This window comes from Candidatus Dadabacteria bacterium (assembly GCA_009840385.1).
GTDB lineage: Bacteria > Desulfobacterota_D > UBA1144 > Nemesobacterales > Nemesobacteraceae > Nemesobacter > Nemesobacter australis.
Genome location: VXNX01000013.1, coordinates 206354 through 220930, shown reverse-complemented (window position 1 = coordinate 220930; position 14577 = coordinate 206354). Strand labels below are relative to the sequence as shown.

13 protein-coding genes are annotated in these 14577 nt (G+C 51.2%); 9 read left to right on the top strand and 4 right to left on the bottom strand.

From position 1 onward, the window contains the following. Positions 1-209 precede the first annotated feature (209 nt). Positions 210-557 carry a hypothetical protein gene (locus tag F4X55_05435; GenBank protein ID MYC40437.1) on the bottom strand — a complete coding sequence of 116 codons (348 nt, stop codon included), beginning with the start codon at positions 555-557 and terminating at the stop codon, positions 210-212. Positions 558-624: 67 nt separating this feature from the next. Next, the gene (gene uvrA, locus F4X55_05430) at positions 625-3372 is read right to left on the bottom strand and encodes an excinuclease ABC subunit A (GenBank protein MYC40436.1); all 2748 of its coding nucleotides are present in this window, start codon (positions 3370-3372) and stop codon (positions 625-627) included. 267 nt (positions 3373-3639) lie between these two features. Between uvrA and F4X55_05425 the strand changes: the two genes are divergently transcribed. The 4 genes from F4X55_05425 to pdxA are packed head-to-tail and all read left to right on the top strand — an operon-like array spanning position 3640 to position 7117. Then, complete coding sequence (locus tag F4X55_05425) at positions 3640-4890, top strand: serine hydroxymethyltransferase (protein MYC40435.1); 1251 nt, start codon at positions 3640-3642, stop codon at positions 4888-4890. A gap of 3 nt (positions 4891-4893) precedes the next feature. After that, on the top strand, positions 4894-5352 hold the full coding sequence (gene nrdR / locus F4X55_05420) for a transcriptional repressor NrdR (protein ID MYC40434.1): 459 nt from the start codon (positions 4894-4896) through the stop codon (positions 5350-5352). Between the two features lie 5 nt (positions 5353-5357). Further along, positions 5358-6140, top strand: a complete 783-nt coding sequence (locus F4X55_05415; GenBank protein ID MYC40433.1) for a TatD family deoxyribonuclease — start codon at positions 5358-5360, stop codon at positions 6138-6140. 56 nt (positions 6141-6196) lie between these two features. Then, the gene (gene pdxA / locus F4X55_05410; protein ID MYC40432.1) at positions 6197-7117 is read left to right on the top strand and encodes a 4-hydroxythreonine-4-phosphate dehydrogenase PdxA; all 921 of its coding nucleotides are present in this window, start codon (positions 6197-6199) and stop codon (positions 7115-7117) included. Positions 7118-7353: 236 nt separating this feature from the next. Here the strand turns inward: pdxA and F4X55_05405 are convergent, their stop codons facing one another. Together F4X55_05405 and F4X55_05400 are read right to left on the bottom strand one after the other, a co-directional pair. Continuing rightward, positions 7354-8883, bottom strand: coding sequence for a peptidase (locus F4X55_05405; protein MYC40431.1), 1530 nt, complete (start codon positions 8881-8883; stop codon positions 7354-7356). A 250-nt stretch (positions 8884-9133) separates the two neighbouring features. After that, positions 9134-9883, bottom strand: coding sequence for an NAD-dependent deacylase (locus tag F4X55_05400; GenBank protein ID MYC40430.1), 750 nt, complete (start codon positions 9881-9883; stop codon positions 9134-9136). A 127-nt stretch (positions 9884-10010) separates the two neighbouring features. Here F4X55_05400 and F4X55_05395 point away from each other — a divergent pair, with 127 nt between their 5' ends. The 5 genes from F4X55_05395 (at position 10011) to F4X55_05375 (ending at position 14544) form a co-directional block, all read left to right on the top strand. Next, positions 10011-10370, top strand: coding sequence for an NADH-quinone oxidoreductase subunit A (locus tag F4X55_05395; GenBank protein ID MYC40429.1), 360 nt, complete (start codon positions 10011-10013; stop codon positions 10368-10370). After that, positions 10361-10846, top strand: coding sequence for an NADH-quinone oxidoreductase subunit B (locus tag F4X55_05390; GenBank protein MYC40428.1), 486 nt, complete (start codon positions 10361-10363; stop codon positions 10844-10846). Before F4X55_05395 ends, F4X55_05390 begins: the two co-directional genes overlap by 10 nt. After that, positions 10843-11361, top strand: coding sequence for an NADH-quinone oxidoreductase subunit C (locus F4X55_05385; GenBank protein ID MYC40427.1), 519 nt, complete (start codon positions 10843-10845; stop codon positions 11359-11361). The genes F4X55_05390 and F4X55_05385 overlap by 4 nt, the downstream gene beginning before the upstream one ends. Further along, the gene (nuoD, locus tag F4X55_05380) at positions 11361-12587 is read left to right on the top strand and encodes an NADH dehydrogenase (quinone) subunit D (GenBank protein MYC40426.1); all 1227 of its coding nucleotides are present in this window, start codon (positions 11361-11363) and stop codon (positions 12585-12587) included. Before F4X55_05385 ends, nuoD begins: the two co-directional genes overlap by 1 nt. A 142-nt stretch (positions 12588-12729) precedes the next feature. Next, positions 12730-14544 (top strand): hypothetical protein, encoded by a 1815-nt coding sequence (locus tag F4X55_05375; protein ID MYC40425.1) that lies wholly within the window; start codon positions 12730-12732, stop codon positions 14542-14544. The last annotated feature ends 33 nt before the right edge of the window (positions 14545-14577 follow it).

Below are 14577 nucleotides of genomic sequence, written 5' to 3'. Positions count from 1 at the left end.
TAATGCTCTTCTCATAGGTTTTAAGGCGAAGTTGTGATTGATCGTCGGACTGAGAGCTACGGGCAGTTTAGGATATTTGAAATTGTTTTCTTGAATTGGCCTAAAGATATCCTTGAGCTGGTTTCCACTCGGTAAGGCATCTGATCATAGGATAATTTTTTCAAATGCGATGTAGCGTTTCTTGATATACTTACCGCTTTCAGGGCCGTCTAGATCAGATTGTAGATCATCATGAAGAGGTAGCGCATGTTCGGGCTTGAATTGTGAGTGTCGAGTCTTGCCGATAGATCCCCGATTCCGCCGAAAAAGGCGTCGTTATAGACTTCTGCCACTCTTTTAAACTCATCGAACTCGATAAGCGGCGGTTCGCGAACTGCAAGCGGCCGCACGTTTTTCTCAGCTGAAGTTATCCTGATTCCATCGCCTTCTGTCGTGGCCAGAAACCACCGCTGGGAGTCTTCGAGCATAAGTTCTATACCGCCTTCAGTCTTCTGTTTCAGAATTTCCCACTCTTCTTCCTTGGATTCGCTAAAAGGTATTTTTCTGTCTGCAAGCATTTTTTCTCTCCGGAAAATTATTTTTAAGGTTTTATTCTACACCATGGCGAAAAAATACATAACCCGGCTAGCCGAGAAGCGGCCTAAGGTACTCTCCGGTGTAAGAGTTTTTTACGGAGGTTACCTGCTCGGGAGTGCCGGCGGCCACTATCCGCCCTCCTTTGTCTCCACCTTCGGGTCCGAGATCAATTATGTGGTCGGCGCATTTTATCATCTCAAGGTTGTGTTCTATCACTATCACGCTGTTTCCGGCATCGACAAGCCTGTTGAGGACACTAAGAAGTTTTCCTATGTCGTCAATGTGAAGTCCTACCGTGGGTTCGTCGAGGATGTAGAGGATGTTGTTTTTTTCCTTCCTTGAGAGTTCCCTGGCTATCTTTATTCTCTGAGCCTCCCCGCCCGAAAGCGTCGTTGCGGGCTGACCGAGCCTCAGGTAACCGCAGCCGACGTCTTTTAGAACCTTGAGTTTTCTGGTGACGGCAACACTTTCCGAGAAGAAAACCATGGCTTGGTCAACTGTAAGGTTGAGTATGTCATCTATGTTCTTTCCTTTGTATCTGTAGCCAAGAACTTCTTTTCCGAACCTCCTGCCCTCACATTCCTCGCACGTCACCATGACGTCGGCTAGAAAATGCATCTCGACCCTGTGACTTCCCTCTCCCATGCATTTCTCGCATCGCCCTCCCCTTACGTTGAAGGAAAAATGCGAAGGGGTAAGTTTGCGGAGCTTCGCCTGGTAATGTCCGGCGAGAATCTTGCGTATATCGTCATAAACTTTTATATAAGTGACGGGATTTGACCGCGAGCTTCTTCCTATGCTTGCCTGATCAAGGATTATCACGTCATCTATATTGTCCGTGCCTTCTATCCGTTCGTGTTTTCCGACCCTGTCCGTTTTTCTTCTGAATTTCCTTAAAAGAGCGTTATACAAAATGTCGTTTACAAGCGAGCTTTTCCCCGACCCCGATACCCCGGTTACGCACGTGAGACTTCTGAGGGGGAAGCGTACGTCGATGTTTTTAAGGTTGTTTTCTTTTGCGCCGATTACGTTTATTGAATTGCCGGTGGTCTTTCTACGGGAACTCGGAACCTCTATTTTCCTTTCGTTTGCGAGGTATTTTTTCGTGACCGAGTTTTTCGCCGAACGCAGGAAATTCCTTAGCGTTCCCTGATATACGATCTCTCCCCCGCCGTCGCCCGCCTGGGGACCTAGCTCCACTATATAGTCGGCGGATTTTACTGTATCAAGATCGTGTTCTATAAGAATGATGGTGTTGTTTCTTACCCGGAGTTCTCTTATAAGCGAGTTGAGCCGGTTCATGTCCCTTGCGTGCAGACCTATCGAGGGCTCATCCAGAATGTAGAGGGTTTCGGTAAGCCGTGAACTCATCTGGCAGGCGAGATTTATTCTCTGTGCCTCTCCGCCCGAGAGCGTGCGCGTGAGTCTCGAGAGAGTCAGGTAGTCAAGCCCCACGTGGATAAGAAAATCCAGCCGCGAATTTATCTCCTTCATTATGTCGGAGGCGATCTCAAGTTCGTAAGCGGATGGAGTTATGCAGTCAAACCAGGATTTTAGATCCTTTACGGACATCCTCGAGAGATCGAATATATTTTCCCCTTCTATTCGTACGTTAAGGGCTTTCTCCTTGAGCCTGCTTCCACCGCAGTCCCCGCAGGTGAAAGCGGAGCGGTACCTTGAAAGAAAAACCCTTATGTGGGTTTTATAATTCTTCCGCTCAAGTCTCCTGAAATATCCTTTCACGCCGTAGTAGTCGTCATTTCCGCTGAAAACCAGATCTTTCTCTCTTGCCGAAAGTTTCGAAAAAGGTTTTCCCGTGTCTATCCCCGTCTCCTCCGCGAAGGCAAGCAGTTTTCTCATTTGCCTTCTATAAGAAGTTTTCGTAAAAGGTTCGATTGCCCCTTCGGCGAGGCTTAGACCGGGATCCGGGACGAGGAGTTCGGGGTCTATCTCCAGGTTTCTTCCAAATCCGCTGCACTCCTCACAGGCGCCGTAGGGGCTGTTGAAGGAGAACATGTTCGGGGTGGGTTTTTCAAATACCGTGTCGCAGCTGTCGCAGCGGAGTTCTTTCGAGAAACGGAGGCTTTGATCTGAAACTATGTGCACAAACGCCCGGCTATCCTCGGAGAAGGCGGCTTCTAGGGCTTCTGTGATCCTCGATTTTGACCGTTCGCCGATAGTGGTTCTAGCGGTGACTATCTGTGTTTTTCCGCCCGGTTGCCTTCCGCTTTTTTCGATATCCTCTGTTTTCCCGTCCTTGTACGCGCGGGAGTAGCCCTTTTTCATGTATTGAGATAGGGATACCCCCTCTTCGGTCTCAAAGCATATGACGGCTCTTTTTCCCGGGAATTCTTCAATCAGCAGTCGGATGATGGATTGAGGGGAGTGCTCGGTTACCCCCTCTTCGCACTCGGAGCAGCGGGTTTTTCCGATTTTTGCAAAGAGAAGCCTCATGTAGTCGTATATTTCCGTTGTTGTGCCCACGGTGGAGCGGGAGTTTATTACGCTGTTTCGGCTTTCAATCGCTATGGGGGTCGGAAGACCTTCTATGTCGTCCATTGCGGGGCGCTCGACTTTTTCTATGAACTGTCTTGCGTAGGTTGAAAGACAGTCGATATATCTTCTGAGTCCTTCTTTGTAAACGGTATCAAGTACTAGGGATGATTTACCCGAGCCGCTGAGACCGGTTACCACAGTGAACCTGTTTTGAGGGATCAGAACATCTATGTTCTTTAAGTTGTTTTCCCTGGCGCCTTTTATCTTTATGTATCCGTTTCGTTTTGCGGTTTTCGCCATTACAGTTCTCACTCCCCGTGTTTATCCTCTCCCAGAGGGATTTTCCGTTCCCCCGAGCGACATTTATAGCGAAATTGAGGTTTCCGGGGCATTCGGTATTCTTTTCCTCGGGAAAAATGAAATATCCCGTGGCTTCTCACTTTAAATTTACACAATTATCGTGCGATTTTTTTCCAGGATACCGGATTATCGACGGGTCGCCGCGCCGGACGGCGCTTGGCCCCGAGGGGCCGTCTTCTAAATACTTTTTTGCTTCGAGGTGAACAGATGAGCCATCTAAGGGGAGTCGATGAGCAGATAGCGGAAGTTATCCGCATGGAAACGCAGCGTCAGGAATGGAAACTCGAGATGATAGCGTCTGAGAACTACGTGAGCGACGCCGTCATGGAGGCCATGGGGTCTGTTCTTACCAACAAGTACGCCGAGGGTCTTCCGGGAAGGCGTTATTACGGGGGATGCGAATTCGTTGATGTGGCTGAAGACCTTGCGCGCGACCGTGCCCTTGAGCTTTTCGGGGCGGACGCCGTGAATGTGCAGCCGCACTCGGGGGCTCAGGCGAACATGGCCGTCTTTTTCGCTGCGCTTAAGCCTGGAGAGACGGTTCTGGGAATGAGGCTTGACCACGGAGGACATCTTACCCATGGACACCCCGTTAATTTTTCCGGCCGACTCTACAATGTTGTTGCCTACGGGGTTTCGAAAGAAACGGGAACGATTGACTACGACGAGGTAAGGGAGCTTGCCCTCAAACACTCTCCCGGACTTATAATCGCTGGCTGGAGTGCTTATCCGAGGGATGTTGACTACGCGAAATTCAGAAGCATAGCGGATGAATGCGGGGCACTTCTGCTGGCGGATATAGCGCATCCTGCGGGGCTTGTGGTCGCCGGACTTCACTCGGACCCCGTTCCCCACTGTGATTTCGTAACTACTACCACACATAAGACGCTTCGGGGACCGCGTGGCGGTATGGTAATGATGAAGGAGCGGCACGCTAAGACCGTAAACAGCAGGGTTTTTCCGGGAACTCAGGGCGGTCCGCTTATGCACGTGATAGCGGCCAAGGCTGTTGCGTTTAAGGAGGCTCTTGAGCCTGAATTTTTGGAGTACCAGCGCCAGATTGTGAAAAACGCAAGACGTCTCGGGGAAAATCTCGTAAATGCGGGTCTTAAGCTTGTCTCGGGTGGAACAGATAATCACTTGGTGCTGGTTGATCTTACGGAAACGGAGTTTACAGGACAGGTTGTTGAACAGACCCTTGAGCGGGCGGGAATAACAGTCAACAAAAACACAATTCCCTTCGATCCACGTCCTCCAATGGTCACAAGTGGGGTAAGGATCGGAACCCCCGCGATTACCACAAGAGGAATGAAAGAGGCGGAGATCGATACGATATCCGGTTTTATAATGGAAGCCTTTAACAATCATGAAAATGAAAAGGTTCTCAGCAGAATAAAAGAAGACGTAAAGGCACTGTGCCTGCGTTTTCCCGTTTATGGCCACAGATTAGGCGGATAAGAAATGAAGTGTCCTTTCTGCAAGTCAGATGACACCAGAGTAGTTGATTCGAGAGAAGGAAAAGACGGTTTTTCCGTCAGGAGACGTCGGGAGTGCAACGATTGCCAGGAGAGGTTCACCACTTACGAGAGAATTCATCACGCCGAAGTCATGGTGGTGAAAAAAGACGGGCGCAGGGAAGAGTTTGACCGCAACAAGATAATAGCGGGAATGCGCAAGGCGTGTGAGAAGAGGCCGGTCAGCATTGAAGTCATAGAGGATTTCGTTTCCAGTCTTGAAAAGGAGTTTCTTGAGAGGGGAGAACGGGAGATATCGAGCGAAGATATAGGAAAGAAGTTGATAGACAAGCTTTATGAAATCGATCAGGTCGCATACGTGAGGTTCGCTTCGGTCTATAGGTCCTTTAAGGACGTAAACGAGTTTCTCAACGAAGTAACGGGTCTTTTGAAGGAGAAGAAATAAACAGCATGCTGGTTGATTCCCACGCCCATCTGCTTAGCCTTGAGGACCCAGTGGACGCCGTGTCGAGGGCTGCGGACGAAGGCGTCGGCAAAATCATATCCATCGGAACTGGGCTTGAGTCTTCGCTTGCTACCATAGAGCTTTCGAGGAAATACAGGGGAGTTTACGTTTCGGTCGGTATCCACCCGCACTCCGCTTCAACTTTCAGCGAAGAGGTAATGCGGGAGTTTGAGCGCCTAGCCGAAGACCCAAAAGTAGTGGCAATTGGAGAGACCGGGCTTGATTATCACTACATGAATTCCCCCAAGGAAGATCAGATAAGGTCGTTTGAGGCGCACATGGAGCTTGCAAAGAGGCACTGCCTTCCTTTCGTGGTTCACGTAAGGGACGCGGAGGAGGAACTGCTTTCGATGCTTCGGGGAACGAACCTTGGCCAGAATCCCGGAGTTATTCATTGTTTTTCGGGGGATTACGAAACAGCGAAGAGATATCTCGATCTGGGTTTTTTTATTTCTTTCTCGGGCATAGTGACTTTCAAGAGGGCCGAGGAGGTAAGGGACGCGGCGGCCAGAATCCCCATCGAAAGGCTTCTTTACGAAACCGATTCTCCTTACCTGGCGCCGGTGCCCCAGAGGGGAAAACCGAACGAGCCGCGCAATGTCGTTTACGTGGCCAAGCTTATTTCAGAGCTCAGGGGACTGCCTCTTGAGGAATTTACTCAGGTTGTCTTCGAGAACGTGACGGAGCTTTTCCCAAAAGTACAGAAGAAAAAAAATGGTCTTATCTAGTTAAAGAGAAATTAAGAGGTGCTTGCGTGAGCGGAAAACCGAAAATAGCTGTAACGATGGGAGATCCGAACGGGATAGGGCCCGAGGTCTGCATAAGAGCTTTTTACGACGGTTTCTTCGAGGAAATATACGACATCGTGTTTGTCGGAAGTGAATCTGTTCTCCAGAGGGCCAACAGTGAGTTCGGAAAGGATGGTCCTCTTTCAATTATAGACCCCACGGATTTTGTGCTCGGGGATATTGAAGAAGGGGTGAGATCCGAAAAAGCGGGCAGGGCGTCTATTGCGTGTATAGAAAAGGCAGTGGCCATGGCTCTCTCAGGCGAGGTTAAAGCTATTGTCACGGCTCCGATAAGCAAAAGATCCATACACATGGCCGGCTCCACCTATCCAGGGCACACGGAAATGCTCATGGATCTTACCGGTTCAGAAAACGTAGTAATGCTTTTTGAGGGAACGAGGTTCCGTGTAGCGCCCGTGACGATACATGTTCCCCTTCGCGAAGTTCCGGACATGATTACGGAAGAAAGCGTTTATGTGACCGTTTCCATATCTGCTCGGGAACTCAAGAAAAGATTCGGCGTTGAAGATCCAAAGATAGTTGTCTGCGGGCTCAACCCACACGCTGGAGAGTCGGGATCTTTCGGAAATGAGGAGCAGGAGCATATAATTCCAGCTCTTGAGAGGGCAAGAGCCGAAGGGATATCGGTCGAGGGCCCCCTCCCTGCGGACACTCTTTTCTACGACGCTCTTCGCGGCAAATGGGATCTGGTGGTCGCCATGTACCACGACCAAGGTTTCGTGCCCTTCAAGATGCTTTCTTTCGATACCGGGGTTAACGTCACCTTGGGACTGCCTATACTGCGGACTTCTCCTGACCACGGAACTGCTTTTGACATAGCGTGGAAAGGTGCGGCGCGTCCCGAGAGCATGATTCAGGCGATAAAAGTAGCCATGGAGATATGCGACGCAAGGTAGTAAAGCGCTTCAGCGGCCATATTAATAAACAGCATAACGTGTCTAGAACACGCTCCGAAGTCTGCTTGGGGAGCTTTTCCTGCTTGGCAATTATAAATTGCCCGTCACAGCGGTCCTTTTCTGGATAGCCGCGGTTGCTGCATACTTACCATAAATGATGGAAAAACTGTTTGGCAGGGGCGCAGTAATGAGTTCCAGAGGACAGAAAAAATATTGATCTCTGTTTTCATCAGGGATCAGTTCGATGGTGATATCCCGGATCCAGCTATCTTGCCTGAAAATCCAGGAGGTCTGGAAATAGCTTCACCGGACGAAGACTCCGCAGATGGTCCTGTTGCTCTGCTACCTTTTTCCTCGGCAAGAGGACAAGCACCGCTGGCTCGATAAGCAAGAGCTGTTTTGAGGAGAATCTCCTCGGGGTCACCGAGCTGGTGATTGAAATCTTCTGCAACTCGGCAGTGCGGAGTAAAACCATCTTCGAAGTCTGCCTCGCCCTTGGCATTTACCCCCCTGAAGTTAATCGAATGGTAAACAGTGCCGCAGTTCTCGGTTGGAAGGAAACCATGGGGTTTGCCGCAGGTAGCCGACCCGATTCGGATTACGTCTATGTCGATGCCGAGCAAACTGTTTATGACTGATTCACTTGCCGAGCAGGTTCGGGGGCTTGTAAGAACGAACAGGCGCGGCAAGCCGAGGCTGGGAACCGTTAAGCCTGTGTCGCCGATTATGTCATCCGCCGTGAATTCAAAAGTGAACTCCCAGCTTTCCGATGGAATCTTGCCGTTTGTCTCAAACTCTTCGAAAGTAAGCCCCTCTTTATCAGCCCCTGCGACCATCGACGATAATATTTGCGCTACATAGACAAGTCCGCCGCCGTTATAGCGAAGATCAACGATCAGATCATCGACGCCTGCGTTTTTCAGATGTTTGCCCGCTTCCACGATAGCTTGTGCGGCAGGCGCGTTGTGAGCGTTAAACAGCATGTAACCTACGCGGTCTCCACTGGGAGTGGAAAGGATTTTCACGTTCTGAACCGGATGAGAAGTTATTGCCACGGAAGTCATGGTTACCGTGCGGGGAGTCTGTGATCCGAGGTCCAAGACGGTGAATGTGTGGCTCTCGCCTACTGTGCGTGGAAACAGGCCGTTGTTTAATACGTCTAGGTTATCCGAATCTAACATCTTTTCACCGTCAATCTCGAGAATCTGCGCGCCGCGGGAAAGATTAACCTCGGGAGCCGTAGCCGGCGAACTAGGTTCCGTGTAGGCGATCCTTACATCTCGTGGGGGTCTAGAGCTTAAAATCACAAACTCGGCGCCGTATCCTATATCAATGCTTTGTCTGTTCGCCAGGAATTCCGCGGTAGGTACGGTGAAATGAAATCTATCCTTGGGAGCTCCGGAAGCATTTGTTTCAAAAGTCTTCATCAAATCAAAGTAGACGGGAGTGCTGCAGCAGGAAGGATCCTGATCTATGATTTCGTCGTACCAGAGATAGGTTTCGTGACTCCAGGAGCGAAGCCAGTTGTTTTCATCTGCGTAAATGCCTTGAGAAGAGATACTTTTAAAGTGAGCTTTGCTGAGGTCGGCACAGGTATCTGCGAAGATATCACTGGGAAGAAACAGCGGTTCTTCTGCTGGGGCTGTTTCATAAGTGTCGCCGCAACCGAGAAAAATCGATACTCCGAGCAGCGCCAGGCATATCGCGAGCAGGCGTTTCGAGGCGGATCTGTATGGAAAAAGGCGGTGATTTTTTCTTTTGTGCACTATAGTTCCCTCTATGATTAAGCGACCGGGTGGAGTTGGATAGACTTAAATTATCACCAGATGGTCCAAATTTATCAAGTTACCTATACGGTACTTTATATGCCCGATTTTTCAAGCTTGACAGGTGATTAATGGTGGCCGTTGCGGCCGGATGGTAGTGTGTGCCAAAACGCTAATCTCTCTATGCTCTTGCAAGTTTTTTCTGGATGGATTTTTTGATCCGAGTTCTGGAGGCTCGGTTTCATCCTAGTTACATGCGGTTTCGAGAGGTTTCGGATTCCACAAGGAGGGGCAGCACCTCTCCCGATTTCCCCATTACGCTTGCGTCGTAAAGGCCCGTGCCCGGAGTTATATCGATGTTGATTTCCACTACAGGTTTCTCGCTTTTTTTCGCTATGAGTCCCATTGAAGCCGCGGGTTCAACCACTCCGGAAGTTCCTACTATCAGAAGAAGATCGCATTGCTCTATGGCAAACAGGCACCTGTCTATTCTTTCCATCGGGATGATTTCTCCGAACAACACGGTGTTCGGTCTCATTATCCCGTCGCAGGCGCCGCACTTCGGGGGAAGTTCCGGAATAGGCACCTGATAGTTTTTTTCCACTTTTTCGCATTCCGTGCATTTGATTTCCCAGAGACTTCCGTGAAGCTCGATTACGTTTCGGGTTCCGGCCGCAAAGTGAAGGCCATCTACGTTTTGTGTTATGAGGGTGAAGTCTCTTTTTTCTTTCTCAAGCGCGGTTATTGCGAAGTGGCCGGGATTGGGCTTGGCGTTTTTCATTATGGCCCTTCTCGAGTCATACCACTCCCACACGAGCTTGGGATTCCTGAAAAAGGCCTCTGGCGTCGCAAGTTCGTGGGGATCGTAATTCCTCCAGAGCCCTTCTTCTCCCCTGTATGTGGGAATACCGCTTTCAGCCGAGATTCCCGCCCCTGTAAGGACGACGATTTCGTTGGAATTGGTTACGAGTTCGTACGCTTTTGCGATCTCTTTTTCCATGTTCCTGTAACCCGGGATATGTTAACCGTTTTATGGGTCTTTTCCCATTGTTGACCGTAAAAACCTGACTGTGGAAGCAGGAGATTTCCTTGACAATTCATCCCCTGATACTAACCTTGTCTGTGTTGTGTTAGACCAGTATGTTCCCGTCCTCCTGATAATAGTAATAGCGATCGTTTTGGCCGCGGCGCTTCTGTCCGTTTCCTATCTGCTGGGTCCAAAGAGATACGGAAGCTGGCGCAAGCTAATTCCATATGAATCGGGGATGATTCCCAAGGGAGACGCAAGGGAAAAGGTTTCGCTCAAGTACTACCTTATAGGAGCTCTTTTCATACTGTTTGACATAGAAATCGTGTTTCTCATAGCTTGGGCGGTAGTGTTCAGGGAGCTTGGAATGGTGGCCCTTATCGAGGTGCTGGCGTTTCTTATTATTGTCATCGGCGGTTATTTCTACGTTCTTAAAAAAGGAGCTTTGGAATGGGAGTAAGTAGCGGACCACTCCTTGGCGGAGACGGTTTTCTCACGACCAAGATCTCTGCGGTTGCCAACTGGGGAAGAAAGCACAGCCTTTGGCCCATGGCTTTCGGAACTGCTTGCTGTGCGATTGAGATGATGGGGACTTTTTCCTCGAGGTTCGATATCGCGAGGTTCGGGGCCGAAACCGTTAGGTTTTCGCCTAGGCAGGCGGATTTGATGATAGTTTCTGGGACCATAACCTACAAGATGGCGTCGGTCTGCAGAAGGATCTACGAGCAGATGCCCGAGCCCAAGTGGGTAATAGCGATGGGGTCGTGTACGTGCGGTGGCGGACCTTTTGACAGTTACGCCGTCGTTCAGGGGATTGACGAGTTTCTTCCGGTGGATGTTTACGTGGGTGGCTGTCCGCCGAGACCCGAGGCCCTTATTGACGCCGTCATGAAAATCCAGAAGAAAATAGATAACGAGGGACCCCCGATCGTATGACCTCCCAACCTGACCCTGTCGATCAAATAAGGGAAAAAATAAGCGGATACATCCTCTCGGAGAGCGAATTCCGCGGGGAGACCAGCTTTACCGTAGGGGCCGAGTCGATAGTAGAGTGCTGCTCGCTTCTCAAAAACGCGCTCGGTTTTACTTATCTTGTGGACGTTACGATTGTCGACTACCTGACCGTCAAGTTTCCGAGATACGAAGTTGTTTACCTCCTTCACCGCTTCGGCGAGAACTACGAAGAGAATCTGAGAATAAGGCTCAAGGCTGCTCTCGAGCAAGACAACCCCGCAATTGATTCCGTGACGTCAGTGTGGTCCGGGGCGAACTGGCTTGAGAGAGAAGCATACGATATGTTCGGGATAACTTTCAGTGGACATCCCGACCCGAGAAGAATACTTATGCCCGAGGATTACGACCAGTTTCCGCTGAGAAAGGATTTCGACGTGAGAGACAGGGAATCTTCAAAGAGGTGTTTCGAGAGGGCTCTTGATGAAGGAGCTGAGTGATGGAAAGAGTAGAGATTGTTACGGAAGAACTCGGCACTGAGGCTGACGGTACGAGAAAGCAGACCATGATGCTTAACATGGGGCCGCAGCATCCGTCAACTCATGGGGTTCTGCGGGTGGTTCTTTATCTCGATGGGGAGATAGTCAAGGAGGCCGTTCCTCACATCGGCTACCTGCACAGGGGAATAGAAAAGCTCTGCGAGGACATCACCTATCAGAAATGTCTTCCCTACACCGACAGGATGGATTACCTGGCCTCGATATGCAACAACATAGGTTTCATACTGGCCGTTGAGAAGCTTCTCGGGATCGAGGATGAAATTCCCGAAAGAGCCAAGGTAGCCGAGGTGATAATGTTTGAGCTCGGAAGAATCGAGTCCCATCTCATAGGCATAGGCGCAAACGCCATGGATCTCGGCGCGATGACCGCTTTTCTTTTCTGCTTCAAGGAGAGGGAGCGTATCTACGAAATTCTCGAGATGGTATGCGGAGCAAGGCTCACGACTTCCTATCCGAGGGTAGGGGGTCTTCCCCAGGACCTGCCCGAGGATTTCTCCGACACGATAAGGAACTTCCTTAAGATATTCCCCGAGACGTTAAACGAAATAGACAGGCTTCTTACAAGAAACAAGATATGGATCGGTCGCACCAAGGGGGTAGCGGTCATAAGCAAGGAGCAGGCGATCGATCTCGGTATTACGGGACCCATACTTAGAGGAAGCGGCGTTCCCTACGACGTGAGAAAAGCCGTTCCCTACCTTGATTACGAAAACTACGAGTTCGACATACCGGTTGCTAATGAGGGAGACGCCTACGCAAGATATCTCTGCAGGATGGAGGAGATGAGACAGAGCCTCCGCATAATCGAGCAGGCCCTTGAAAATCTTCCGGACGGTCCCTACATTGCCGATCTTCCCGACATCGTTTTGCCTGAAAAAGAGCTTGTCTACACGAAAATGGAATCCCTGATAAGACATTTCGTGCTGGTCTACAACGGTTTTGAGACTCCTCCGGGGGAGATATACCACTCCGTCGAGAACCCCAAGGGAGAGCTTGGTTACTACATAGTAAGCGACGGTACGGGAAAGCCCTACAGGATGCGGGTTCGTGGGCCGTCGTTTGTGAATCTGCAGGCCCTTCCGGATATGGTGAAGGGGGGATTTGTCTCCGACGTCGTTGCCGCAATAGGCAGCATCGACATAGTGCTCGGGGAAGTTGACCGCTGATTAAACTAGAAAAAACTGCCACTATCCCTGACGCTATGGGATCATCCCTGAACCTGTCGTGGTTCTATACGTCTTCATAGCTGCGGCAGAAAGCAGCAATTTTTGGGTTGCCCATATCTCTCTCCATTAGCCGCATGCTCATTTGACGCAATCTCGGAACACCGGCTACTCTTTACGCCAGCGACGAAACCTGATTGGGAGGTTCAGCTTGGCGTCAACCCCTATAAACGACCACATCCGCTACGAGCCGGATGAGAAGTGCACGCCACTCTCGTCCTTCGTCGTCGCCATACAGGGCATCGTGCTCGTGCTGCCGCTCGCAGTTTCGATAGTGGTTATTAATGTTCTAGCGACCGGCCAGGACGAAGCATTCCTGACTTGGTCCGTATTCTCGGCGCTGATAATCGTAGGGATAGTTACCGCGCTGCAAGCCTCCAGGATAAGTCGATTTGGCGCGGGGCATCTGGTCGTCATGGGAGTGACTCCCAACTACATCCCGCTGTCGGTGCTCGCCTTGAATGAGGGAGGGCCGGCGATGCTGGCCAGCCTGATGGTTGTGTCTGCGTTCTTTTTCTTTGCGATAGCGACAAGGCTTCCGCAACTGCGGCGAGTGATAACGCCGACCGTCTCAGGCACGGTCCTTATGCTGATAGCCGTGATGGTGCTGCCCATCTGTCTGGATCGATTCGGGGAAGTGCCGGAGGGTGCGCCGACACTTGCTGGGCTGTGCGTAGCTTTGGTAACGCTGATCGTATCCACTGTGCTGATACTACGCGCCCCGCGACGCTGGCGTCCGTGGTCCATACTGATCGGATTCGCGTCCGGCTGCGTGGCCGCTGCCCTGCTGGGAGTGTATGACCTGGAGCCGCTGTACGCAGCACCGTGGGTCGGCATTCCCGAAGTCGGTTTCCAAGGGTTGGACCTTACGCCGACTGCCGGATTCTGGGCGCTGCTGCCGATGTTCTTGATTGTCACTCTGGTGCAGGCGATCAAAGGCATTGGAGACAACGTGGTGATTCAACGGGTGTCGCGGCGCAGACCGAGGACGACCGATTTTCGGCTGCTGCAAGGCTCGCTCTACTCAAATGGGCTGGGTGTTTTGCTGTCGGGTCTTGCCGGAACGCCTCCTGCGTCGCCATATTCGTCATTCACGGCGTCGGTCGTGAACATGACGGGAGTTGCCGCCCGCAATGTGGGATACGTCATAGCGATCATGCTTCTGGTACTGGCATTGCTGCCAAAGTTCACGGGCGCGCTGCTCACCATACCCAGTCCGGTGATGGGGGCATTTCTCTTACTTGCCGTGGGAATATTTTTTGTCGAGGGAGTACAGACTATCGTGCGGGACGGGCTCGATTTTCAAAAGACCGTTGTGGTAGGCGTGTCGTTCGCGCTTGGTGCCGGGTTCGAGCAACAAAACATTCTTGAGAACTTATTGGTGCACCCGTGGGGCACACTGCTTGGCAACGGCATCACGGTGGGCGCGGCAACGGCGATTGCGCTCAACGTCTTCCTGAATCTGACCAGTCCGCGTTCCAGGCGGCTGGAGGTCCGACTGGACTTTTCCGACCTGCCGCGAATTGACGCTTTCATGCGGAAAGTTGCCGCCGATATGCACTGGAGCGAGGAGGCGACCCAGCGGCTGCGTTCGGCGGGCGAGGAGACGCTGTCGAGCCTGTTGCAGCCGGACAGCGGACATCCCGCGGGTGGTGGGACGGACAAGACTCCGCGCCTGATCATAGCCGTGCGTCCCGACGGTGGAGCAGCGGAGATGGAATTCATCTCGACGCTTGAGGACGAGGAGAATCTGGAGGACCGTCTCGCGTATCTGAACGAAGAGGACGAAAGCGTGGACGAGAGGGAAATATCGTTCCGCCTGTTGCGTCATTATGCTTCATCGGTGCGCCACCGGAAATATCAGGGGATGGATATCGTCGCGGTGCGGGTCGAAGCGTAACGACTCTCTGGATTGGAACGCAAGGGAAGGGGT

Bases quoted from the DNA above. Each gene is read 5' to 3' on its own strand.
- F4X55_05435 (MYC40437.1), bottom strand. From the start codon at position 557: ATGCTTGCAGACAGAAAAATACCTTTTAGCGAATCCAAGGAAGAAGAG.
- uvrA (MYC40436.1), bottom strand. From the start codon at position 3,372: ATGGCGAAAACCGCAAAACGAAACGGATACATAAAGATAAAAGGCGCC.
- F4X55_05425 (MYC40435.1), top strand. From the start codon at position 3,640: ATGAGCCATCTAAGGGGAGTCGATGAGCAGATAGCGGAAGTTATCCGC.
- nrdR (MYC40434.1), top strand. From the start codon at position 4,894: ATGAAGTGTCCTTTCTGCAAGTCAGATGACACCAGAGTAGTTGATTCG.
- F4X55_05415 (MYC40433.1), top strand. From the start codon at position 5,358: ATGCTGGTTGATTCCCACGCCCATCTGCTTAGCCTTGAGGACCCAGTG.
- pdxA (MYC40432.1), top strand. From the start codon at position 6,197: ATGGGAGATCCGAACGGGATAGGGCCCGAGGTCTGCATAAGAGCTTTT.
- F4X55_05400 (MYC40430.1), bottom strand. From the start codon at position 9,883: ATGGAAAAAGAGATCGCAAAAGCGTACGAACTCGTAACCAATTCCAAC.
- F4X55_05390 (MYC40428.1), top strand. From the start codon at position 10,361: ATGGGAGTAAGTAGCGGACCACTCCTTGGCGGAGACGGTTTTCTCACG.
- F4X55_05385 (MYC40427.1), top strand. From the start codon at position 10,843: ATGACCTCCCAACCTGACCCTGTCGATCAAATAAGGGAAAAAATAAGC.
- nuoD (MYC40426.1), top strand. From the start codon at position 11,361: ATGGAAAGAGTAGAGATTGTTACGGAAGAACTCGGCACTGAGGCTGAC.